Consider the following 22,118-nt stretch of genomic DNA (forward strand, 5'->3'; position numbering starts at 1 on the left):
GGATAAAGCCTTAGTCGAGGATCTTGAAACGCGGATCATCCGGGTCGATCGACGAGATACCGCGTGCTTCTTCGGTCATCTGCGTTTCTTCGGCACGGCTTTCGCTGTGTTTCTTCTCTTCCAGATGCTGGTAAATCGCATTCACCAGTTCCGGGCAACCTTGGTGGTTCAGCGCGGAGATCTCGAAGACGGGACCCTTCCAGGCGAAACGCTTGAGGAAGTCCTTGACGATCTTCTTGCGCTCTTCTTCCGGCACCATGTCGAGCTTGTTCAACACCAGCCAGCGCGGCTTGTCGACCAGCGACTCGTCGTACTTCTTCAATTCCTTGACCAGCGCCTTGGCTTCCTTGACAGGATCGACGTTGGTTTCAAACGGCGCCAGGTCGACGATGTGCAACAGCAGACCCGTGCGCTGCAAGTGACGCAGGAATTGATGGCCCAGGCCCGCGCCTTCGGAAGCGCCTTCGATCAAGCCGGGAATATCGGCGATCACAAAGCTCTTCTCGTGCGACACGCGCACCACGCCCAGGTTCGGGTGCAGAGTGGTAAATGGGTAATCGGCAATTTTCGGACGCGCGTTCGAGACGGCCGAAATGAAGGTCGACTTGCCGGCGTTCGGCATGCCCAGCAGACCAACGTCAGCCAGCACTTTCAATTCCAGGCGCAGTTCGCGGCGTTCGCCTTCCTTGCCCTCGCCTTTTTGGCGTGGTGCGCGGTTGGTCGAGGACTTGAAGTGGATATTGCCCCAGCCGCCTTCGCCGCCCTTGGCCAGCATTTCGGTCTGGCCGTGCTCGGTCAGGTCAGCCAGGATTTCGCCGCTCGCGTTGTCGATGATCAAGGTGCCGACCGGCATGCGCAGGTGGATGTCATCGGCGCCCTTGCCATAGCAATCTGCGCCACGGCCAGGCTCGCCATTGCGAGCCTTGTGCATTTTGGAGAAGCGGAAATCGACGAGCGTGTTGATATTGCGGTCGGCGACTGCCCAAATGGTGCCGCCCTTGCCGCCATCGCCGCCATCGGGACCGCCGAAAGGCCGGAATTTTTCACGGCAGAAAGAGGCGCAGCCGTTGCCGCCATCGCCCGCGATGACTTCGATTTTTGCTTCGTCGATAAACTTCATAATTTTGCCGCCATAAAACTAAAAAGGCTCTACCTTGGGCAGAGCCTTTCGATTGAAGGCTTGCGCCTTACATCATGCGATCATTGCGGAGCGAACTGGCGCTCCGCGATGAATTACGCTGGTACTGCTGCGTTAGGTACAACGGTCACGAATTGCTTCGAGCCAGCACCTTTGACAACGAACTTCACTTTGCCCGCGATCAGCGCGAACAACGTGTGATCCTTGCCCATGCCTACGCCTTCGCCGGCGCGCACTGGGGTGCCGCGTTGACGAATGATGATGCCGCCAGCATTGATAGCTTGGCCGCCGTAGACTTTAACGCCCAGACGTTTTGATTCTGAATCACGGCCGTTTCGCGTTGTGCCGCCGCCTTTTTTATGTGCCATTTAAGACTCCTTGATAGCTGATTAATTCAAACAGCGGCGATTAGCCGTTGATCGAAACGATTTGGATTTCGGTAAAATTCTGGCGATGGCCTTGATGCTTTTGGTAGTGCTTACGACGACGCATCTTGAAAATTTTGACCTTATCATGGCGACCATGCGCCACAACCGTAACCAGTACCGTTGCACCTTCGACCAATGGAGCACCAAACTTGATGCTGTCGCCCGCGCCTACTGCGAGAACTTGATCGATGGTGATTTCGGAACCAATGTCTGCCGGTATCTGTTCTACTTTAAGTTTTTCGCCAGCGACAACTTTGTATTGTTTGCCACCGGTTTTTATGACCGCGTACATGATTTGAAACCTCATCAAATGTTGAAAGAATTTGTCCCATTGCCGTGCAAAGCAAGCCGTACACAACAGGGGGAACCAGCGATTATACACGGACTGAGAAATTGCGTCAAAAACTATTCACAAAGGCCGATGATCGTGGTATGTCGGCAACCCGGCCATCATGTCAGGCTTGCGCCAGGCGGACAGCAAAACGCGCGCCAGTGCCAACAAGATCAATCAATTGCCCTACAGTCATAGGCAAACGTCACGCACGCGCAAGCCTTGTCGTATAATCGCGGCACCCACAATCTAATGCAGGTTCGCCTTGTCTGACGCTAACAAACACGTTAACCAAAACACCATCGTGCAAACGATTGCCGCCGATATGGATGCAGTCAATACGGTGATCCGCCAAAAGTTGCACTCCGATGTGATTCTGATCAACCAGATCGCTGAATACATCATCAGCGCAGGCGGCAAACGCATCCGTCCCGTGCTGATTTTGCTGGTGGCCAATGCCCACGCCTATCGCGGCACGGCGCACCATGAACTGGCCGCCGTGGTCGAATTCATCCACACGGCCACCCTGCTGCACGATGACGTCGTCGACGAATCGTCGATGCGCCGCGGACGCCAGACGGCCAATGCCCTGTTCGGCAATGCCGCGTCGGTGCTGGTGGGCGACTTCCTGCACTCGCGCTCGTTCCAGCTGATGGTGTCGCTCAATAATATGCGCGTCATGCAAATCCTCTCGGACGCCACCAACGTGATCGCCGAAGGCGAAGTGCTGCAATTGCTGAACATGCACGATCCGGACGTGACGCAAGAAAGCTATTTGAACGTCATCCGCTCGAAGACGGCCAAGCTGTTCGAAGCGTCGGCGCAACTGGGCGCCCTGATCGCCGGTGCCAGCGAAGACGATATCGAAGCGGCAGCCGAATACGGCCGCTCGCTGGGTACGGCGTTCCAGCTGATCGACGACGTGCTCGACTATGCAGGCGACGCCGCCGAAATCGGCAAGAACGTGGGTGACGACTTGCGCGAAGGCAAACCGACCATGCCGCTGATCTGGCTGATGGAAAACGGTACGCCGGAACAGCGCGAACTGGTGCGCAGCTGCATCGAGCAAGGCGACGAACAGCATTTCGACACCGTCCTGACGGCCATCACCAGCAGTGGCGCCCTCGACTACACGCGCAAGCAGGCGGAAATCGCCGGCCAGCGCGCCGCCGACGCCATCGCCGGCTGGCCGGACAGCGTCTACAAGCAATCGATGCTGCAACTGTGCTCGTTTGCCGTGGACCGCAATCACTGATCGCGTTTTACTCTCCATAATACAAAACGGCGCCAATGGCGCCGTTTTTTTCATGCCCGCCTATTTCACCGGCTTGCCATCGGCGCCGACCACCGCCTGGCCATCTTCCTTGGCAAATGCGCCTTGCTGCGGCAGCGGCAGAATCTCCAGCACCTTTTCCGACGGCCGGCACAGGCGCACACCCAGTTCCGTGACGACGATGGGACGGTTGATCAAAATAGGATGGGCTTGCATGGCGTCCAGCAGGGCAGCATCGCTCAGCTCGGGATTGGCCAGGCCCAGCTCGTCGTACAGGGCGCCCTTGTCGCGCATGACGGCGCGCACGGACAGGCCCGCGCGCTTGATCAGGTCGACCAGCTCCTCGCGCGTCGGCGGATGCTTGACGTAATCGATGATGACGGGCTCGACGCCCGTGTTGCGGATCAGGGCCAGGGTATTGCGCGACGTGCCGCACGCCGTGTTGTGATAAATCGTGATCGTCATGTCGTGATGTCCTTCAATAAATGTGGTTCGCTGACGCAGCAAGGCGCGCCAGCACAGCAGTTCTCGGTCAAAAAGGCCAGCAAGCCGTTCATGCCCGCATAGTTGGCGGCGTAGATGATGGAGCGGCCCGCCTTGCTCGCCGTCACCAGATTGGCGTGCGCCAGTTCTTTCAGGTGAAACGACAGCGACGATGGCGCAATGGCCAGCGCTTCGGCGATTTTCGTCGCGGCCATGCCTTCCGGCCCTGCTTGCACCAGCAGGCGGAACACGGCCAGCCGCGATTCCTGCGCCAGCGCGGCCAGGGCTGCGATGGCGGCCGTGCTCGTCAGTGGCTCGGCTTGCGCCGCGATTGAGTTTTCATTTTCCATATTTCAATAATAGTCGAATTATTGAATCATTTCAAGCGAGGTGTCTTACGTAACCCAGCGCACCGACTGTTATGGCCTATCGGTCTACCTTGATGAAAAAATCACTGCGATTGGCATCCTCATGACACGCTCAACCCCGCTCAAAATCCTCGGCTGGAGCCTGGCCGCCCTGCTCGCCCTGATCACCATCGTCGTCATCTTCGTGCTGACCTTCGACTGGAACCGCGCCCGCCCCTACATCAACGAAAAGGTGTCGGAAAGCACGGGCCGCAGCTTCGTCATCGGCGGCGACTTGCAGGTGAAATGGCAGCAGGGGCTGAAGACGGAGCCGGGCTGGCGCCGCTATGTGCCGCGCCCCGTCATCAGCGCGCAGGACGTGCGCATGAGCAACCCGGACTGGGCGACGGCCGGCCCGCAACTGGCCAGCGCGAAACGTATCGACGTGGCCATCCATCCCTTGCCCCTGTTGCAGCATCGCGTGGTACTGACGGACCTGGCGCTCCAGGCGCCCAACATTGCCCTGCAGCGGCGCGCCGATGGCAGCAACAGCTGGACCTTGAAAGACAACGGCCCTTCGGCATGGGACGTGGAAATCCAGCGCATAGCCTTCGGCGACGGCGTCATCCGCTATCTGGACGAGGGCATCGCCCTCGACGTGCACGCCAAGGTCAGCTCGACGGCGCCCGACGCCACGCCCGGCGATGCGCCAGGCAATGCGCCGGTGCAGAAATACGGCATCGCCTTCACCCTGGGCGGCAGCTACCGCAAGGCGCCCGTGACGGGCGGCGGCAAGGCGGGCGCCGTGCTGTCATTGACCGACAACCACACCGTGTATCCCGTGCAGGCGCATGCCGTGCTGGGCAAGAACAAGGCCAGCATCGATGGCACGCTGACGGACCCGCGCTCGCTATCCGGCATCGATTTGCAGCTGAGCCTCGCTGGCGCCAGCATGGCGGACCTGTACCCGCTGACGGGCGTGCTGCTGCCGGAAACGCCGGACTACGCCACGAAGGGTCGCCTGCTGGGCAAGAAGGACGGTGCCAGCTGGAACTGGACCTACCAGAATTTCAAAGGCACGGTGGGCGAGAGCGACCTGGCCGGCACCCTGCAATATCTGCCACGCCAGCCCCGGCCCCTGCTGCGCGGCGAAGTGGCGTCGCAGCAGCTGCGCCTGGAAGACCTGGGCCCCACCATCGGTGCCGACAGCAATGCGCGCAAACAGGCGCGCGGCAAGGCGCCCGTGCAACCCGGGAATAAAGCCTTGCCAGTGGAACAGTTCAATACGGCCAAATGGGATGCGCTCGACGCCGATGTGAAGTTCACGGGCAAGAAACTGGTACGCACGCACGATATCCCGCTCAACGATATCGTCGCCAACATCCGCATGAAAGACAAGGTGCTGAGTTTGACGCCGCTCAATTTCGGCATGGCCGGCGGCAACATCACCTCGAACATCACGCTCGACGGCCGTCAAAAGACCATTGCCGCGCAAGCCAAGGTGGCGGCGCGCCACCTCAAGATACGCGAGCTGTTCCCCAAGCTGCAATCGATGCAAGCGAGCTTCGGTGAAGTGTATGGCGACGCGGCGCTGACGGGCCACGGCAATTCCGTCTCGGCCATGCTGGCCAGCGCGAATGGCGAGCTGGCAGCCACCGTCAGCGAAGGCTCCGTCAGCCAGTTCATGCTGGAACTGGCGGGCCTGAACCTGGCCAACGCCGTCTTCGTGAAAATCTTTGGCGACAAGCAAGTGCACCTGAACTGCCTGGCCAGCGACTTCGCCGTGACGAATGGCCAGGCCGACGTGCGCCGCTTCGTGCTCGACACGGACACGGCCGTCGTCAATGTCACGGGCAACGTCAACCTGGCCACCGAAACCCTGGACCTCGACGTGCGCCCCCGTACCAAGGGCGCCCGCATCATCACCCTGCGCACGCCGCTGTACGCAAAAGGCACGTTCAAGAACCCGGACGTGGGCCCGCAAAAAGGCCCGCTGGCCCTGAAAGCCGGCGCCGCCGTGGCCCTGGCCACCGCCGTCACGCCGCTGGCCGCCCTGCTGCCGCTGGTCAACGTCGACAAAGCCCCCGACACGGACTGCGCCGCCGTCATGGCCCAAGCCAACGCCACCCGCAAGGCCCCGACTTCGCCAGCGACGAATGCGCCAGCGAAAAAAGTCAGCGAAGCGGAAATCAAAAAGGCGCAGCAGGAAAAGAAATAAGCAGGCTTGCAACAAACAAGCTTGATGCAGCCGCTTGAAACCCGCTCCGCCATCTGCTGTAATGAAGAAAAGCGGGGTGTGGCTCAGCCTGGTAGAGCGCTGCGTTCGGGACGCAGAGGCCGGAGGTTCGAATCCTCTCACCCCGACCAGCCTTTCCCTCACTGCGCCAGCTTGAACTGCTTGCACCTTGACCTGCGCGTTGGCGGGTTGCCGAGAAGTATGTTATTAATTTCACTATTAATATCTTAACCACTTCTCGCGCAAGGGCCTGACCGATGTCTTTCCTGATAGTTCTGGCCGCATTGGCCTTCCTCATGCTGGCCGCCTACCGCGGCTACAGCGTGATCCTGTTTGCGCCCGTCGCTGCGCTCGGCGCCGTGCTGCTGACCGATCCGTCGGCCGTGCCGGCCGTGTTCAGCGGCATCTTCATGGAAAAGATGGTGGGCTTTATCAAGCTGTACTTCCCCGTCTTTTTGCTCGGCGCCGTGTTCGGTAAACTAATTGAGCTGTCCGGCTTTTCCCAGTCCATCGTCGTGGCGGCCATTCGCTATATCGGCAGTGCGCGCGCCAATGCCGTGATCGTTGCCGTGTGCGCGGCCTTGACGTACGGCGGTGTGTCGCTGTTCGTCGTGGTGTTTGCCGTGTATCCGTTTGCGGCTGAACTGTACCGCCAGAGCAATATCCCCAAGCGGCTGATGCCGGGTGCCATTGCCCTGGGCGCGTTTTCGTTCACCATGGATACGTTACCGGGCACGCCGCAGATCCAGAACATCATCCCGACCACCTTTTTCAACACGACCGGCTGGGCCGCGCCGTGGCTGGGCACGATCGGCGCCGTGCTGACGGTGATCATGGGACTGGCTTTCCTCGAATGGCGCCGCCGTTCCGTCATGGCGACGGGCGAAGGTTATGGGGCCGAGGCCGACAAGGCCACGGCCGGCGTGGGCGGCTTGCCCCATCCGCTGCTGTCGGTGGCGCCTCTGGTGCTGGTGGGCGTGGCCAACTTTGCGCTGACCAAACTGATTCCCCAATGGTACGGCGATAGCTACGTGCTCACCGCCGAGGCCCTGCCGGGCTTGCATGCGCCCGTGTCGACGTCGATCGGCGCAGTGACCGGTATCTGGGCCGTGGAAGGCGCCTTGTTGCTGGGAATTTTGCTCGTCTGCGCGACGGCCTTCGGGCGCATCCGCGCCGCGTTTGCCGAAGGCACCAAGGCGGCCGTGGGCGGCGCCTTGCTGGCAGCCATGAATACGGCGTCCGAATACGGTTTTGGCGGCGTCATCGCGGCCCTGCCCGGTTTTCTTGCCGTCAGCAACACCTTGCGCAGCGTGCCCGATCCGCTCGTCAACGCGGCCGTGTCCGTGACGACCTTGGCCGGCATCACGGGCTCGGCCTCGGGTGGCATGAGTATCGCGCTGGCCGCCATGTCGGACAGTTTCATCCAGGCCGCGCAGCAGGCGCACATTCCGCTCGAAGTCATGCACCGCGTCGTGGCCATGGCCAGCGGCGGCATGGATACCTTGCCGCACAATGGCGCCGTGATCACCCTGCTGGCCGTCACGGGCCTCACGCACCGCCAGTCCTACCGCGACATTTTCGGCATCACCGTCATCAAGACGGTGGCCGTGTTCCTCGTCATTGCCATCTATTACATGACGGGACTGGTCTGAGGGTTGGGGCAAGCTACAGCCGCGACGACGATGCCGGCTTTGCCAACGCATGCGCCGGCTTGAACAAATGGCTGATGCCCATGGTCAGCAACGGACCGGCCAGCGCCAGGTAGGAACTGTCCACGCCGTACGGATTGCCTGCCAGGAACCAGCCAATCGTGGCGATCACCGAGACGATCACACCGACAAAAGCGCCGCGCGGCGTGCCGAATTTCGGCGCATAGAAGGCCATCAGCACCAGCACGGCGAGCGTGGCGCGCAGGGCCTTGCCGAGGAAGGCAATCATCAGCAGCTTTTCCGCATACAGCGCCAGCACCAGCGGCAGCAGGCCGGCCACGACGATGGCGATGCGCAGGAACATCAGCGATTTCGCGTCGTTCTTGGCCTTGTTGTACCAGGGATCATAAAAATCCTTCATGGCCAGGGTGGCCGATGCCAGCGTGGTGGCGGAAATGCCGCCGAACAGGGCGCCGGCCAGGCCGACGATCATGATGCTGGCGGAAAATGCCGGCATGTGGGCGATCATGGTGGGAAACGCGTCGATCGACTTCATGCCCGGATACAGCACGGCGCTGCACATGCCGATCAGGGCCGCCATCAGGCCGAACGGAATCATCAGCGACGACACGTAATAGCAGGCGCGCTTGGCCACGGCCGGGTTATCCGTGCTGACCAGCGCCTGGATCACGTATTGCGTGGCGAAGATGGAACCGATGCCGCCGATCATCCAGGCGATGATCTGGCCCCAGCCGATCTCGACCCAGTTGAACATCTTGGCCGGCAGCTGCGCCTGCAGCGCGCCAATGCCGCCCGTTGCTTCCAGCGCATACGCGAGCGCCAGGATCACGCCCAGGTATTTGACGATGGAGTGGGCGAAATTCGTGTACACGACCGAGCGCATGCCGCCCAGGCTGACATAGATCACGGTGATGGCGCCGACCAGCAAGATGGCCACCGTTTTGTTGATGTGCAGCACGGCCGCCAGCACGGCGCCGCCGCTCGCGTACAGGGCCACGGCAACGATGCTCAGCGCGACGATGGTGAGGATGGACGCCGCATAGCGCACGGGCTCGCCATACGTTTGCGCGAGGATGCCGGAAATCGTCGACTGCCCGCTTTCCTTGTATTTTTTGACCAGCACGATGGCCAGCAGGAAAAAGCCCAGCGACAACGCCACCAGATTCCAGGCGGCGGAAATGCCCAGTTCATAGCCCTTCTGGGCCGTGCCGATGCTGACGGAACTGCCGATGAATTCCGACAGCAGCAAGGCGCCGATCAGGAAAGCGGGATAGTTGCGCCCACCCGCCGTCATGCCCTCGGCGCTGTTCGCATGCTTGCGCACGCTATAGGTAATGTACGACATGAGGGCGAAATAGCCCACCGTGACCGCAGCGATAATGATCAATCTGTTTTCCATCCGTCTACTCCAAGTCTGCTTTTCTTATTATTATTTTTCAAGAAAGCTTCCCCTGCCGCATGCCGGACCAGCCGGCGGCGGTGCTCAGGGGAAAACCACATTCCCGCCGTACCGATACGGTACAGCAAGCCTCACAATAAAAAAGTCCGCAACTGCTCTGTAAACAAATCCGCCGCCTCGATGTTCGAGATGTGCGAAGCGGGCAGGCTTGCCAGACGGCCGCCCGCGATCTGCTGCTGCAGCCAGCGCCCGTCGTCGATGGTGGTCACGGGATCGTGCTCGCCCGCGATGATCAGGGTCGGCACGGCGATCGTGCCCACGGCGTCGTGCAAGTCCGTCTGGGCCAGCACATCGCAACAGGCCGCGTAACCGTCGACATCCTGGCTGCGCAAAATGCCGGCCAGGCGCGCCACCGTGTCCGCTTCGCGTTCGATAAACTGCGGCGTGAACCAGCGCGTGGCGGCGCTCTCGGCCACCGCGGCCATGCCGTCGCGGCGCACTTGCTCCGCCCGCAGCTGCCACGGCGCGGCGCCGCCGATACGCGCCGCCGTATTCGCCAGCACGAGCTTCGTCAAACGCCGCGGCTGGTGTATGCCCAGCCACTGGCCCGTCAAGCCGCCCATGGAAATGCCGCAGAAGGCGGCGCGTTCGATATCGAGGTGGTCGAGCAGCGCCACCACATCCAGTCCCAGCCGCTCGATGCCGAACGGTGCATCGCCGCTGGCCGACCGGCCATGGCCACGCGTATCGTAGCGCACGACGAAAAAGTCGCCGGCCAGCGCGGCCGCCTGCGCATCCCACATGGACAGGTCCGTGCCGAGGGAATTCGACAGGACCAGGCAAGGCTTGCCGCGCTCGCCATCCGTGCGGTAATGCAGGCGAATACCGTCCACCTCGCACGTCTGCCCGACAGTGTCATTGCCTGTATGCGTCATGGCATGTCTCCTCAGGAATCGTCGCCGCGCACGGACGAGGGATGGCGGCACAGCGGCATCACGTCGATCTGCATGTAGGGAAACAGCGGCAGGGAGGTCAGCAAATTATGCAGCTCGTCCACGCTGTCCACGTCGAAGACGCTGACGTTCGCGTACTGGCCGGCGATGCGCCACAGGTGGCGCCACTTGCCCTCGTGCTGCAGGCGCTGGGCCAGTTCCTTTTCCGTCTGTTTCAGTTGCGCCGCCTGCTCGGCGGGCATGCTCAAGGGCAGATTCACGTTCATGCGTACATGGAATAACATGGTTTCTCCTTATTGACGCTGCATGACGCGCAGCTTGTCCATATCGATCTCGACGCCCAGGCCCGGCCCTGTCGGCACCTGCAGCATGAAGTCGCGGTACACGAGCGGCTCGCGCAAGACTTCCTGCGTCAGCAGCAAAGGCCCGAACAGTTCCGTGCCCCAGGCCAGTTCCGCGAACGTGGAGCAGACGTGGGCCGTGGCGGCCGTGCCGACGCCGCCTTCGAGCATGGTGCCGCCGTACAGGCCCACGCCCGCCAGGCGCGCCACGGTGGCCACTTCCAGCGCGGGCAGCAAGCCGCCCGACTGGGTGATTTTTACGGCATACACGTCGGCCGCATCGGCCTGCGCCAGCGCCAGCGCATCGGCCGGACCGTGCAAGGCTTCGTCGGCCATGATGGCCACGTCGAAGCGCTGCTTCAGGCGCGCCAGCGCGGCGCGGTTGCCGGCCTTGACGGGCTGCTCGATCAGGTCGACGCCGCCCGCTTCCAGTGCGGCGATGCCGCGCACGGCGTCCGTCTCGCTCCAGGCCTGGTTGACGTCGACGCGCACGCTGGCCCGTTCACCCAGCGCCCGCTTGATCTCCAGCACGTGGGCCACGTCATCCATCACGTCGCGCAGGCCGATCTTCAGCTTGAAGATGCGGTGGCGGCGCAGTTCCAGCATGTTTTCCCCTTCGGCGATATCGCGCGCCGTGTCGCCGCTGGCCAGCACCCAGGCCACGGGCAGCGCATCGCGCACGCGGCCGCCCAGCAGTTCTGACAGCGGCACGCCCAGGCGGCGCGCCTGGGCATCCAGCAGGGCCGTCTCGATCGCGCACTTGGCAAAGCGATTGCCCTGGATGACCTTGCGCACCCTGGCCATGGCCTTGGCCACTGCACTCGCTTCCATGCCGACCAGCAGCGGCGCGATATAGGTATCGATATTCGTCTTGATGCTTTCCGGGCTTTCGCCGCCGTAGCCCAAGCCGCCGATGGTGGTCGCTTCGCCCCAGCCCGTGATGCCGTCGGCGCAGCGCAGCCGCACCAGCACCAGGGTTTGCGTATTCATGGTGGCGACCGACATGCGGTGCGGGCGGATGGTAGGCACATCGACCAGGTAGGTCTCGATATTTTGAATCATATTTATTCCGTATAATTCTGTGGAGTGGTGACACGATATTCCCCGAATCTCCCCACGTCCAACACCGAGTTGGTATCAAACCTATACCTGAAAGGTATGAAGATGGAATTACGGCACTTGCGCTACTTCGTTGCGGTCGCGGAGGAAAGGAACTTCACGCGGGCCGCCGCGCGCCTGCACATCGCGCAGCCGCCGTTGAGCCGGCAGATGCAGCAGCTGGAAGAAACCTTGGGCGTGGCGCTGATCGAAAAAGGGTCGCGGCCGCTGCGGCTGACGGAAGCGGGCGGGTTTTTCCTCGCCCATGCACGCCCCCTGCTCGACCAGGTGCGCGACCTGCAAGCGATGACGCAGCGCGTGGGCAAGCTGGAACGCACGCTGTCGATCGGCTTTGTCGCCTCGACGCTGTATGGAGAATTGCCCGACATCGTGCACCGTTTTTGCGAGCGCCATCCCGAGGTCGACGTGACCCTGCATGAAATGACGACGGTGCAGCAGCTGAAGGCCCTGAAGGAAGGCCGCATCGACGTTGGTTTCGGGCGATTGAAAAGCGAAGACCCCAGCATCCGCCGCATCCTGCTGCGCGAGGAGCGGCTGGTGGTGGCCCTGCCACCGGGCCACCGCCTGGCCAAGGGCGAAGGCGGATTGCGCCTGACGGACCTGACCCACGAAACCCTGCTCGTGTACCCGAAAGCGCCCCGCCCCAGCTTTGCCGACCAGGTGCTGGCCATGTTCAGCGAAGGCAATGTCACGCCCGGCCCCGTGACGGAAGTGCGCGAGCTGCAGATTTCCATGGGACTGGTGGCGGCCGGCCAGGGCATTTCCATCGTGCCCGAAAGCGTGCAAGCCATGCATCACCGGAACGTCGTGTACCGCAAGCTCGACGACAAGCATGCGTTCTCGCCCATCTTATTCAGCATGCGGCATAGGGACCGCTCGCCCGAGTTGGAAAACATCCTCGCCGCCGTGTACTCGATCTACGATGAACACGGCATCGCGCACGTCAAGGAAAGCCTGTAGCGATGACTACGCGGCGTCGGCCAGCAATTCCGGGCGCAGCGCGCGGATGCGCAGTTCCGTGAAATAGCCGCCCGCCTCGTTGTAGCGCAGGTAGTGGCGGCCGCAGTTCATGCAGCGGGCCACCTGGCTCAGGTTCGCGGGATAGTAGCGCGGCGCGATGGGCGCATCGATGCTGTCGTAGCGCGTGCCGTGCGGGTGGTACTCGGCAAACGTCGGTTCCTCGTACGGGTCTTCGCGCAGGGTGCCGATTTCTTCAAAGCGGTCCAGCTCCAGCGAGGTAGGCAGGCGCTGCCAAGCGTCCAGCGGGACGGCGCAGCAGCTGCATTTTTTTGTCACCAGCGCCGACGCGGCGGCCAGTGCGGACAAGGCGGGAAAGTCGATGAATACCATGTTCAGCCGTTACAAGGGGCGGCCCATGGCAACGAGCCTGGCCGCACCCCTTATTCTAGCGCAGTCGCATCCTGCCGATACGCGCACTGCATTTCGCCAGCCCCAGCTCCAGCAGCAACAGCATGCCGCCGGAAACGAGCAGCAGCGGCATCAGCGCACACATGGCGGCCGCCGCCAGCCAGGCCAGCATGGAAGGCGACGTCCAGGCGCCCGGCAGCAGCTTGGGCAAGCCCAGCGAGCCAGGCAAACGCCGCTTGAAAAACATCACCCAGCCCGACACCAGCGAGAACAGCACGCTGGCGCCAAAGACCAGCAGCAAGGCCTGGTTCCACCAGCCGAACTCGCCGCGATGAAACGGGATGCCGATGGCCGTGGCCTTGCCGAACGCCGTCTGCGCTTCCCAGCCCGCGTAATACAGGGGCTTGCCGCTGTAGGCGTCGAACTGCAGGTCGAAGCGCAAGGTGGGCTGGCTGCGGTCGGCCATCGTGGCGCGCCACACATCGTCCTGGCTGGCCGGCGCCGTCAGCTGCACGGCGATGGCGGGCGCATGGCTGCGCGCCACCCGCCACGCATCCTGCCAATCGAGCGGGGCGCCCGCCTCGGTTGAGCGCAAGCCGCGCGGCGCGGGCGGCGGCGCCTGGCCGCTGACGTCGCGCAGCGCGCGGATGCGCCCGCCTGCCTGCTGGCTCCACGTCAGCCCCGTCGTCAGGATCACGAAGCTGACAATACCGAGCGCCACGCCGAGAAACGCATGCCACTGGCGCCAGCCATTGCGGCCCCGCGCGCCTCGCTTCGGCAAGCCTGATTGCGCGCCGCGCGGCCACCAGAGCACCACGCCCGTCACCAGCATCACCATCAGCCAGCTGGCGGCCAGCTCGATCATCCAGCGCCAGCCATTGTTTTGCAGCAAACGCGAATGCAGCTTTTTTGCCCAGTTGCCGAAACGCTCGCTGCTGGCCAGGCTGCCCAGCACGCGCGCATCATAGGGGTTCACATACATGACGATGGCTTGCGCAGGCAGGCCGAACTTCGGCCTGGCCTTCACCGGCATCCCATGTCCAGCATGTTCATCGTGCGCGCCGCCGGGCGGCGCGAACGCCACTTGCACCGCATCGTCCTGCTGAAACGGCGGCACCACGTGCTGCACCGTCCAGCCACGCGGCGCGGCCCGTTCGGCGGCCGCCACGGCGGCGTCCAGCGGCAGCATGGACGCTTGCGGCGCCACATGATCGAGGTGCTGGTACAGCCTTGCCTCGATCTGCGGCGTGAACACGTACAGGATGCCCGTCAGGGTGGCCACCAGCGCGAAGGGCGAGGCGATCAGCGCGGCCCAGAAGTGGATGCGCCAGTACAGGCTTTTGCGGCGCGCGATGAGAAAGGTGAAATCGTCCATGGCCGTCCTCACAGTGCGCTATAGGTATAGGACAGGCCCAGCATCACGCTGCGCGGCGCACCGGGCGTGTACTGGTTCTGCGTATTGGCCGCGTAGCTGCCCGTGCCCGCGTAACTGCTGCTAGCCGAATCGGCGTAGCGCTTATCCATCAGATTGCGCACCTGCGCCCACGCTTCCACCCCGCGCGCGAGCTGATAATTGGCGCGCAGATTCAGCAGCGCATGCCCCTTGTACTCCACCGTGTTGGCGTTGTTCATCCAGTAGCGGCCCTGGTGCACGGCTTCGAGCGCGATACGCGCGCCCGCCACAGGCTTGTAGCCGACCTCGAACGAGGTGATGTCGCGCGGCGCCTGCGGCATGGTGCGGCCGCTGTAATCGAGGCTGGAGGAAACCTGGTAGCGCAGGTAGCGGTGGCGCGCAATGGCCGTGGCGAAGCGCGCGTCGAACGGGCCGCTGTCATAGTTCAGGCCCAGCTCCAGCCCCTCGCTGCGCGTGCGCCCCGCATTGCGGTTTTCGCTATTCCCCGGTGACACGGTATAGCTGACGATGGTGTCGCGCCCGTCGAGCCGGTACAGGGCCGTATCGAGTTTCAAACGCCCCTGCAAAAAAGCCCAGCGCAAGCCCAGCTCATAGTTGTTGTAGACGGACGGCTGCAGGTCGGCGATGCCCGTCTTGCCATACAGCTGGCTCACTTCGGGCGGCGTGAAACCCTGGCTGACGTTTGCATACGCGCTGCCCGCATGGCCGATGGCGTAGGTGGCGCCCAGCTTCGGACTCACATGCGAAAAGCTGCGCGACTCGTCGGGCGCGCCGTAATTGACGCTGCCGCCTGGCGCCAGCCTGTTATGGTAGTCGTAGCGGATGGCGTCCGAGCGGCCGCCCAGCACCACGCGCGTGCCGGCCAGCGGCGTAAATTCCCACTGTGCGAAGACGGCCGTGTTGAGGATGTCCGTCTGGTAGTCGCGCACGCCTTGCGGGTTGCTGACATTGGCCAGGGTATAGCGCAGATAGCGGCCCGTGGCCGCATCGCGCACGATGGACAGGTTATCGCTGACAAAGGGATTGTCGCTCTTGTCCACATAAACACCGGCGATCAGGCGCGAACGCAGCCAGGCGAATTCCTGCTGGTGCTTCACGTCCAGCCCCAGTGAATCGACGTGGTTGTTGTTGATGACGCCCTTGCACAGCATGCCGACGCAACTGCCGATGGAGTACGCGGGAAGCTGTCCATGGTCGTTCTTGCGCGTAAACACGGTGACGGTGCTGGTGCCATTGGCCGTCGTCTGCCCTTCCCACGCCAGATTCATGCGCGTGGTCCTGTCCTTGCGGTAGGTGAACGTGTTCAGGCTTTTGCCCGGATTGCGGCGGTAATCGTTCTCGAACAGGCTGCCCGTCATGGCCGCATCGAGATCCGTGTGGACGATGGTGGCGCGCAGCTGCGACGTGGGGCTGAGCGCATAGTCGGCACGCAGCGAGAACGAATCCTTGTCGCCATAGCTGTACTCTTGCCAGTTGTCGCGCGAGCGGCGCGAACTGTAATGGGAAAAGCGCAGTCCCAGCGGGCCCCAGGTATCGCTGGCGGCCGTGTCGTAGCGCGTGTAGCCGCCCACGCTGTCGCGTCGCACGCCCACGCTTGCCGTCGGTGTCGCGCTGGCGCCTGCCGTGAGAAAGTTGACGGCGCCGCCGACGGCATTGCTGCCATACAGCGAGGAAGCGGCGCCCTTCACCACTTCCACGCCGCCGGCGCCCGCCATGTTCATCTCGTTGAGAGAATTGTGGTTGAAGACGCCCAGCGGACGGATGGGAATGCCATCTTCCAGGTACTGGTAGACGGCATTCGTGCCGATGGGCTGGCGGATGCTCATGCTGTGCTGCTCGTTGCCCAGGTCATTCCAGTACACGCCGGCGATGCGGTTGAGGATATCACCCATGGTCTTGGGCTTGTCGCGTTCCAGGGTTTTGGCATTGATGACGCCAATCGCTTGCGGCGTTTCGGACAGCCACGATTGCGCGCGCGAGCCGGAAACGACGACGGTGTCGATGGTGTGGTCAGTTTGGTCAGGTTGCTGCGCCTGTGCGCACGGGTAAGCCACGGTGATGGCCGCGGCCAGCACCAACAGTTTCTTGTTCATGTGATTCTCGTCTAAGTGTGCGGATGCGGCGCGTCACACCGCGAGGTGGACAGCGCCAGCATTGAAAATGCAAAAACTCAGACGAGAGCGGGCGGCGCGCGCGACTGCGCCGTGGACCAGATGAACAGCGGTGCGGGAGACTGGTAGTACAGGGCCGGGAAAATGGCCGTGCCGCTGGCCACAAGCAGCGGCAGCACGGGGCTGGTCGGCGGCAGGCCGACGGAGCCCGCATGCGTGGAACAGAAGGCGCAATGCTCCATCTGCATGACCTTGTCGCCTGACTTTTCATCGGCGGCGCCGTCACCGGCCTGCACAAGCTGGACAAAACGGATGCCGGCCACCGAGCAGATTTCCGCCCAACCGGAGCCGGATTCCTGCTTGGCGCTGGCGACGGCCTGGGAAATCGATGGCGCGAGCGCCGCCAGCAGGATCGCGAAACAGGCGATCCAGGCGGCGAAGCGGCGCGTGAACAAGGTCATTCCCATGGCCGCATTTTACCAGCGGCCGCCGGGACTGGGTAGCGGAAAGCGGCTCAGGCGGCCGGGCAGGCGGCGTTTCCGCTGTCAAAAGCGCGCACGACACTTGCCGTATCGGCGGCGATGCGGTTCACGGCGCGGCGGTGACCGAGCACCAATTCATCGTAGCCGGCGCCCACTTTTTCATTGGCGACCGTGCGGCAGGTGACCACCTTGTTGCTGGCCAGCTGACGCACGCTCCACACAGCGTCGATCAGCGCATACTGTCCCATCACGGACTCGAAACGCTGCACATTGGTGCTGATGCGGTACACGGGCAGCTTGTCCGGGTATGGCGTGCGGAACACGTCGATGGCGCCCAGGTCGTTCGTCACGGCCGTCGACAGGGCCTGGCCAATCTCGCCGGCCAGCGGCCCCGCCCAGCGCTGCTGCTCCAGCAATTCGATGCGGCCCGACGGCGCCGTCACAACAAACTGGTTGCGGCTCACCTGTTGCGGCACGCTGACGGCCAGCACCTCGACATAGTATTTGACGGGCTTGGCCGGCTGCGCGTCGGCGCCGCCGCTCAGCGTATAGAAATGTTCGGGCTGGGGCGTGGAGCAGGCGCCCAGCAGGCTGGCCGCCAGCAGTGCGGAAAAAATCGGTTTCATCATTTTTTTTCATCTCCTTTTTTACCGCGGATCAGGGACTCGGGATGACGTTCCAGGTAATCCGACAGGGCATTGAGCGATTGCAGGGTTTGCGTCAATTGCTGCAAGGCCTGGCGCACGTCCGACTGCAGCGGCGAATCCTTTTGCAGCACCTGTTCGGCCGAACCAAAAGTCTGTTTCGCCGCCGTCAGGGTGTCGCGCATTTCCGGCACCACCTGGCCATCGAGCTGCTTGAACAGGGTATTGGCCTGCTTGATGGTGGCGTTCAGGTTATTGCCGATCTCCGCGTACGGCACCTGATCGAGCTTGCGGGCGATGCTGGCAATCTGCGTCTGCAATTCATCGAGGGTATTCGGCACGGTCGGCACTTCCAGCGGGTATTTGTTCGGATCGAGCGCCACCTTCGGCGCTTTCGGGAAGAAGTCGAGCGCGATGTACAGCTGGCTGGTCAGCAGGTTGCCCGTGCGTAGCTGGGCGCGCAAACCCCGGCTGACCATGCGTTCGAGCAGCTGGTGGCCGGCCGAGCCTTCCTCATCGTCGACGGCGGCCTTGAAGCGCATGCCCAGGCGGGCCGGGTACAGGTTGACGGTGACGGGCATGCGGAAGTTCTTCTTCACAGGGTCGAATTCGATACCCACCGAACGCACCTCGCCCAGCACGATGCCGCGGAAGTCCACCGTGGCGCCAGGCTGCAAGCCGCGCAGGGACTGGTCGAAATAGAACACGGTGGTGATCGCCTCACCATCGGGCTCGCGCATGGCGCTGGCCTCGTCGGCCGCCAGGCGGTAGTTGGTGCCGGCCGGCGCCGGTTCGACGGGTTTGCGGCCATTTTCCGCCTCGAAGGCGATACCGCCCACCAGCATGGCGGCCAGCGATTGCGTATTCAGTTTAAAACCGTTCGAATCGAGGCGCACGTCGACGCCGCTGGCATGCCACCAGCGCGCATCCTTGCCGACAAACTGGTCGTACGGCGCATTGACGAAAACCGACATGGTGATGCCGTTGCCATCCTTGTCCAGCGCGAAGCTGACCACCTTGCCCACGCGCAGGCGGTGGAAGAACAGGGGCGAACCCACGTCGACGGAGCCGAGGCTGTCCGCATGCAGCGTGTACAGCTTGCCCTTCTGGTCTCCCGCCACGGCGGGCGGGCTCTCCATGCCGATGAAGTTCTCCTTTTTGGCTTCCGACTTGCCCGTGTCGACGCCGATGTAGGCGCCCGACAGCAAGGTGCCCAGCCCTGTCACGCCGCTGGCACCGATCTGCGGGCGCACCACCCAGAAACGCGAATCGGCGGTGGCGAAGCGGCGCGCTTCCTTGCTCATGTCGATCGTCACCAGCACCTTGCTCAAGTCGTCGCCCAGGGTGATGGCGCGCACCTGGCCGATATCGACATCCTTGTACTTGACCTTGGTCTTGCCCGGCTCCAGGCCTTCGGCGCTCTTGAAGCTGACCGTCACCGTGGGTCCCTGGTCGAGGATGGACTTGGCGGCCAGGCCGGCGCCGATCAGCGCGGCCAGCAGCGGAATGAGCCACACCAGCGACGGCAGCCAGCGGCTGGCCGGGTCCACATCGGGTTCGGGCAGAGGCCGCGCGCCGGTTTCGGCAAGGTCGCCCGTTTCTTTGTCAGCCATGCTGTTCTCCAATCACTATATTGTTTCCGGTATTTGCCGCACTGCTGCGTTTTTCATCCTCGGCCGCCTTGTCATCGACGGGGTCCCATATCAGGCGCGGGTCGAACTGCATCGCCGCCAGCATGGTCAGCACCACCACGGCGCCAAAGGCCAGCGCGCCGGGTCCGGCCGTGATCACGGCCAGCGACTTGAAGCGCACCAGCGCCACCGTCAGGGTGACGACAAAGATGTCGAGCATGGACCAGCGGCCGATGAATTCGACCATGCGGTACAAAATGGTGCGCTGGCGCGGCCGCCAGCGCGAACGCCGCTGCGCCGTGAACGCCAGCAGCGCCAGCACGCCCAGTTTCAGCATCGGCACGACCACGCTGGCGATGAAAATGATGATGGCCAGGCCCTTCGAGCCGCTGGTCCAGAACAGCACCACGCCGCTCATGATGGTGTCGTCCTGCGCGCCGAACAGCGATTGCGTCACCATCACGGGCAGCAGGTTGGCGGGAATGTAGAGGATCATGGCGGCGATCAGCAAGGCCCAGGTGCGGTTGATGCTGTCCGGTTTGCGCACATGCAGGGCCGTGCCGCAGCGCACGCACGCCAGGTGCCTGCCCTTGCCCAGAGGCGGCGCCACCAGGCCGCAGGCATGGCAGGGCAGCACCTTCTCGTCCGGCGCGAAAGCCTTGTAGCGGATGCCGGGCAGCGCCTGGCGGGTCAGGTCGTCGCCCAGGTTCCACAGGGCCTTGGGGTCGAACGAGACGACGATGGCCAGCATCAGGGTCAGCGCGCCAAACGCGAACAGCCCCGGTTGCGGCAGCACCGTGGCCAGGCTGGTCATCTTGACGACGGTGATCAGGATGCCGATCATCAGCACCTCCGTCATGCCCCATTCACGCGCTGTCTGCACGGCGCGCAGCACGCGGTTAAAGCCCGGCACCTTGACGCCGCCGCGCAAGCCCAGCGCCACATACAGCAGGGAACCGAGTTCAATGGCGGGAAAGAGGATGGTAAACAGGAAGACCATCGCCGCCACGATGTGCATCTGCTCGGACCACAGCACGCGGATGGAACCGAGCAAGGTGGCACTGGACGTGAGGCCATTGACGTCGAGTTCGACGATGGGGAAAAACTGGGCGATCAGGAAGACGAATGCGGCGCCCAGGGTCAGCGCCACCACCTTGGTCAATTCGGCCGATGCGCCGCGCGCATGGGCGCCCCGGTACAGCACCGAGCGGCAACGGATGCAGCGCGCCTTTTCGCGGGGACGCAGCGGACGTTTGCGGTACAGCACGCCGCAGTCATGACAGCTAATCAGGTCGTATCGGTGCACAGTGTGAAGTTTGCCAGCGCCCGAAGCGCGACTATCCCATGTCAATGCCAGCCATCATATTACATAGTTGGCATTTTCCTGCACTACGGCACTATTCTTTTCCACGCCCCCGCAGCAGCGCCTCCACGGCGCGGCCGATTTGCAGCACTTGATCGTCCGCGCCGGCCAGGCCGCAAATGCCCAGCCCCACGGGCAGTTCGCCGTCCGCATGGCACGGCAAGGACAGCGCGCAGCCGTCGAGGAAGTTGATCACGCTGGCGTTGCGCAGCACGAGGCCATTCGTGGCAAAGAAGGTGGCGTCATCCGATTCCAATGGCGCGACCTGCGGCGCGACGATGGCTACGCTGGGCATCAGCCAGGCGTCGTATGGCGCCAGGCGCTGCTCCGCGATGGCGATCAGGCGCGCGCGCGCATCGAGTAAATCGATGTAGTCCGCTGCACCCTGCTGCTGGCCGCGGCGGATGCGCGCCGCCACGCGCTGGTCGTACTGCGCGCCCTTCTCTTCCAGCAGCTCCCTGTGCCAGTGCCAGGCTTCCGCCGCCACCAGCCCGCCGCCGCCGTTGATACCCGGCAGTTCCAGCAATTCGGGGAAATCGAACTGCTCCACGAAGGCGCCCGCTTGCCGCAGCTTGTCCAGCGCCGCGTCGAAAGCCTGCTGCACCTGCGGCTCCACGTGCGTGCCGACGTAGTTCAGGGTAAACCCGAAGCGCAAGCCTTTCAATGCCGGCGCCTGCGCGCCGATGTCATGGCCCGACAGCGCCGCATACAGAATGGCGCAGCAGTCGACGCTGTGGGCGATGGGGCCGGCCGAATCGAGGGAACGCGACAGGGGCACCGTACCGGCCAGCGGCACGGAAGCGGCCGTCGGCTTGAAACCGGTCAAGCCGCAAAAAGCGGACGGGATGCGGATCGAGCCGCCCGTGTCTGTGCCCAGCGCGCCGGCCGCCATGTCCAGCGCCACTGTCACGGCGCCGCCCGAGGTGGAACCGCCCGCCACACGTTCACGATCGTGCGGATTGCGCGGCGTGCCGTAATGGGGATTCAAGCCCAGGCCGGAAAACGCGAATTCGCTCATATTGGTGCGGCCCAGCAGGACGGCGCCGGCCGCGCGCAGGCGCGCCACGGCGCCCGCGTCTGCCTCGGCAGGCGGTGCATCAGCCAGCGCCAGCGAGGCGGCGCTGCTGGTTTGCCCCTTGACGTCGAACAGGTCCTTGATCGAGATGGGCACGCCGGCCAGCGGCGAGGCAACGATGCCGGCGGCGCGCGCCGCATCGCTGGCCCGCGCCTCCATCAGCGCCTGTTCGCCATCAAGGCTGACATACGCATGGCCGCCCTGCGCCCGGTGCGCCTCGGCGCGCGCCAGCATCTGCTCTGTCAGCGCCACGCTGGTGATGCGGCCGGCGGCCAGGTCGGCGGCCAGTTCTCGGATGGTCTTGGTCATTGT

General features: G+C 63.4%; 21 protein-coding genes and 1 tRNA gene. 5 read left to right on the plus strand and 17 right to left on the minus strand.

Annotated features, from left to right (window positions below; translation table 11 throughout):
• Window positions 1-10: 10 nt before the first annotated feature.
• The 3 genes from obgE to rplU form a co-directional block, all read right to left on the minus strand.
• A complete protein-coding gene (obgE, locus tag KO538_RS25530; RefSeq protein WP_034754647.1) occupies window positions 11-1,120 on the minus strand; it encodes a GTPase ObgE in 1,110 nt (369 codons plus the stop codon).
• A 113-nt stretch (window positions 1,121-1,233) separates the two neighbouring features.
• Entirely contained in the window at window positions 1,234-1,506 is a 273-nt protein-coding gene (gene rpmA, locus KO538_RS25535; RefSeq protein WP_010395157.1) for a 50S ribosomal protein L27, read from the minus strand.
• Between the two features lie 40 nt (window positions 1,507-1,546).
• Window positions 1,547-1,858, minus strand: a complete 312-nt coding sequence (rplU, locus tag KO538_RS25540) for a 50S ribosomal protein L21 (protein ID WP_034754730.1) — start codon at window positions 1,856-1,858, stop codon at window positions 1,547-1,549.
• Between the two features lie 304 nt (window positions 1,859-2,162).
• Here rplU and ispB point away from each other — a divergent pair, with 304 nt between their 5' ends.
• Window positions 2,163-3,152, plus strand: coding sequence for an octaprenyl diphosphate synthase (ispB, locus tag KO538_RS25545; protein ID WP_034754644.1), 990 nt, complete (start codon window positions 2,163-2,165; stop codon window positions 3,150-3,152).
• A gap of 60 nt (window positions 3,153-3,212) precedes the next feature.
• Here ispB and arsC read toward each other — a convergent pair whose 3' ends face one another.
• Entirely contained in the window at window positions 3,213-3,635 is a 423-nt protein-coding gene (gene arsC / locus KO538_RS25550) for an arsenate reductase (glutaredoxin) (protein WP_219330051.1), read from the minus strand.
• Window positions 3,632-4,003, minus strand: a complete 372-nt coding sequence (locus KO538_RS25555) for a helix-turn-helix transcriptional regulator (protein ID WP_219330052.1) — start codon at window positions 4,001-4,003, stop codon at window positions 3,632-3,634. The genes arsC and KO538_RS25555 overlap by 4 nt, the downstream gene beginning before the upstream one ends.
• Window positions 4,004-4,124: 121 nt before the next feature.
• On the opposite strand from KO538_RS25555, the gene KO538_RS25560 reads away from it, so the two are divergent.
• From KO538_RS25560 to KO538_RS25570, 3 genes are all read left to right on the plus strand, one after another.
• The gene (locus tag KO538_RS25560) at window positions 4,125-6,218 is read left to right on the plus strand and encodes an AsmA family protein (RefSeq protein ID WP_219330053.1); all 2,094 of its coding nucleotides are present in this window, start codon (window positions 4,125-4,127) and stop codon (window positions 6,216-6,218) included.
• A gap of 72 nt (window positions 6,219-6,290) precedes the next feature.
• Window positions 6,291-6,367 (plus strand) — tRNA-Pro (locus KO538_RS25565).
• A gap of 126 nt (window positions 6,368-6,493) precedes the next feature.
• Window positions 6,494-7,888, plus strand: coding sequence for a GntP family permease (locus KO538_RS25570; RefSeq protein ID WP_219330054.1), 1,395 nt, complete (start codon window positions 6,494-6,496; stop codon window positions 7,886-7,888).
• A gap of 13 nt (window positions 7,889-7,901) precedes the next feature.
• Here KO538_RS25570 and KO538_RS25575 read toward each other — a convergent pair whose 3' ends face one another.
• The 4 genes from KO538_RS25575 to KO538_RS25590 form a co-directional block, all read right to left on the minus strand.
• Entirely contained in the window at window positions 7,902-9,305 is a 1,404-nt protein-coding gene (locus tag KO538_RS25575; protein ID WP_219330055.1) for a sodium:solute symporter family protein, read from the minus strand.
• Between the two features lie 131 nt (window positions 9,306-9,436).
• On the minus strand, window positions 9,437-10,240 hold the full coding sequence (gene pcaD, locus KO538_RS25580; protein ID WP_219330056.1) for a 3-oxoadipate enol-lactonase: 804 nt from the start codon (window positions 10,238-10,240) through the stop codon (window positions 9,437-9,439).
• An 11-nt stretch (window positions 10,241-10,251) separates the two neighbouring features.
• Window positions 10,252-10,542 (minus strand): muconolactone Delta-isomerase, encoded by a 291-nt coding sequence (gene catC, locus KO538_RS25585; RefSeq protein WP_128140472.1) that lies wholly within the window; start codon window positions 10,540-10,542, stop codon window positions 10,252-10,254.
• 9 nt (window positions 10,543-10,551) lie between these two features.
• Entirely contained in the window at window positions 10,552-11,661 is a 1,110-nt protein-coding gene (locus tag KO538_RS25590) for a muconate/chloromuconate family cycloisomerase (protein WP_219330057.1), read from the minus strand.
• Window positions 11,662-11,763: 102 nt separating this feature from the next.
• Here KO538_RS25590 and KO538_RS25595 point away from each other — a divergent pair, with 102 nt between their 5' ends.
• A complete protein-coding gene (locus KO538_RS25595) occupies window positions 11,764-12,678 on the plus strand; it encodes a LysR family transcriptional regulator (RefSeq protein ID WP_219330058.1) in 915 nt (304 codons plus the stop codon).
• 6 nt (window positions 12,679-12,684) lie between these two features.
• Here the strand turns inward: KO538_RS25595 and KO538_RS25600 are convergent, their stop codons facing one another.
• The 8 genes from KO538_RS25600 to KO538_RS25635 form a co-directional block, all read right to left on the minus strand.
• Window positions 12,685-13,068 (minus strand): hypothetical protein, encoded by a 384-nt coding sequence (locus KO538_RS25600; RefSeq protein WP_219330059.1) that lies wholly within the window; start codon window positions 13,066-13,068, stop codon window positions 12,685-12,687.
• A 55-nt stretch (window positions 13,069-13,123) separates the two neighbouring features.
• Entirely contained in the window at window positions 13,124-14,461 is a 1,338-nt protein-coding gene (locus KO538_RS25605; protein WP_219330060.1) for a PepSY domain-containing protein, read from the minus strand.
• A gap of 8 nt (window positions 14,462-14,469) precedes the next feature.
• Entirely contained in the window at window positions 14,470-16,593 is a 2,124-nt protein-coding gene (locus KO538_RS25610) for a TonB-dependent receptor domain-containing protein (protein ID WP_257620581.1), read from the minus strand.
• A 77-nt stretch (window positions 16,594-16,670) separates the two neighbouring features.
• The gene (locus KO538_RS25615) at window positions 16,671-17,078 is read right to left on the minus strand and encodes a DUF2946 domain-containing protein (protein WP_257620582.1); all 408 of its coding nucleotides are present in this window, start codon (window positions 17,076-17,078) and stop codon (window positions 16,671-16,673) included.
• A 47-nt stretch (window positions 17,079-17,125) separates the two neighbouring features.
• Window positions 17,126-17,722 (minus strand): membrane integrity-associated transporter subunit PqiC, encoded by a 597-nt coding sequence (locus KO538_RS25620; protein WP_051991539.1) that lies wholly within the window; start codon window positions 17,720-17,722, stop codon window positions 17,126-17,128.
• Window positions 17,719-19,350, minus strand: coding sequence for an intermembrane transport protein PqiB (locus tag KO538_RS25625; protein ID WP_072454258.1), 1,632 nt, complete (start codon window positions 19,348-19,350; stop codon window positions 17,719-17,721). Before KO538_RS25625 ends, KO538_RS25620 begins: the two co-directional genes overlap by 4 nt.
• Entirely contained in the window at window positions 19,343-20,635 is a 1,293-nt protein-coding gene (locus KO538_RS25630; protein ID WP_374106887.1) for a paraquat-inducible protein A, read from the minus strand. Before KO538_RS25630 ends, KO538_RS25625 begins: the two co-directional genes overlap by 8 nt.
• Before the next feature lie 130 nt (window positions 20,636-20,765).
• Window positions 20,766-22,115: an amidase gene (locus KO538_RS25635; RefSeq protein WP_219330062.1), complete on the minus strand. Its 1,350-nt coding sequence runs from the start codon at window positions 22,113-22,115 to the stop codon at window positions 20,766-20,768.
• Window positions 22,116-22,118 lie beyond the last annotated feature (3 nt).

Source organism: Janthinobacterium sp. NKUCC08_JDC (assembly GCF_019345575.1).
GTDB lineage: Bacteria > Pseudomonadota > Gammaproteobacteria > Burkholderiales > Burkholderiaceae_D > Janthinobacterium > Janthinobacterium aestuarii.

Coding starts and splice junctions, on each gene's coding strand:
- rplU (WP_034754730.1), bottom strand. CDS start 1,858: ATGTACGCGGTCATAAAAACCGGTGGCAAACAATACAAAGTTGTCGCT.
- KO538_RS25555 (WP_219330052.1), bottom strand. CDS start 4,003: ATGGAAAATGAAAACTCAATCGCGGCGCAAGCCGAGCCACTGACGAGC.
- KO538_RS25610 (WP_257620581.1), bottom strand. CDS start 16,593: ATGAACAAGAAACTGTTGGTGCTGGCCGCGGCCATCACCGTGGCTTAC.
- KO538_RS25620 (WP_051991539.1), bottom strand. CDS start 17,722: ATGATGAAACCGATTTTTTCCGCACTGCTGGCGGCCAGCCTGCTGGGC.
- catC (WP_128140472.1), bottom strand. CDS start 10,542: ATGTTATTCCATGTACGCATGAACGTGAATCTGCCCTTGAGCATGCCC.
- KO538_RS25570 (WP_219330054.1), top strand. CDS start 6,494: ATGTCTTTCCTGATAGTTCTGGCCGCATTGGCCTTCCTCATGCTGGCC.
- KO538_RS25590 (WP_219330057.1), bottom strand. CDS start 11,661: ATGATTCAAAATATCGAGACCTACCTGGTCGATGTGCCTACCATCCGC.
- KO538_RS25600 (WP_219330059.1), bottom strand. CDS start 13,068: ATGGTATTCATCGACTTTCCCGCCTTGTCCGCACTGGCCGCCGCGTCG.
- KO538_RS25605 (WP_219330060.1), bottom strand. CDS start 14,461: ATGGACGATTTCACCTTTCTCATCGCGCGCCGCAAAAGCCTGTACTGG.
- KO538_RS25595 (WP_219330058.1), top strand. CDS start 11,764: ATGGAATTACGGCACTTGCGCTACTTCGTTGCGGTCGCGGAGGAAAGG.
- obgE (WP_034754647.1), bottom strand. CDS start 1,120: ATGAAGTTTATCGACGAAGCAAAAATCGAAGTCATCGCGGGCGATGGC.
- KO538_RS25625 (WP_072454258.1), bottom strand. CDS start 19,350: ATGGCTGACAAAGAAACGGGCGACCTTGCCGAAACCGGCGCGCGGCCT.
- pcaD (WP_219330056.1), bottom strand. CDS start 10,240: ATGACGCATACAGGCAATGACACTGTCGGGCAGACGTGCGAGGTGGAC.
- arsC (WP_219330051.1), bottom strand. CDS start 3,635: ATGACGATCACGATTTATCACAACACGGCGTGCGGCACGTCGCGCAAT.
- KO538_RS25560 (WP_219330053.1), top strand. CDS start 4,125: ATGACACGCTCAACCCCGCTCAAAATCCTCGGCTGGAGCCTGGCCGCC.
- KO538_RS25635 (WP_219330062.1), bottom strand. CDS start 22,115: ATGACCAAGACCATCCGAGAACTGGCCGCCGACCTGGCCGCCGGCCGC.
- rpmA (WP_010395157.1), bottom strand. CDS start 1,506: ATGGCACATAAAAAAGGCGGCGGCACAACGCGAAACGGCCGTGATTCA.
- KO538_RS25615 (WP_257620582.1), bottom strand. CDS start 17,078: ATGGGAATGACCTTGTTCACGCGCCGCTTCGCCGCCTGGATCGCCTGT.
- KO538_RS25575 (WP_219330055.1), bottom strand. CDS start 9,305: ATGGAAAACAGATTGATCATTATCGCTGCGGTCACGGTGGGCTATTTC.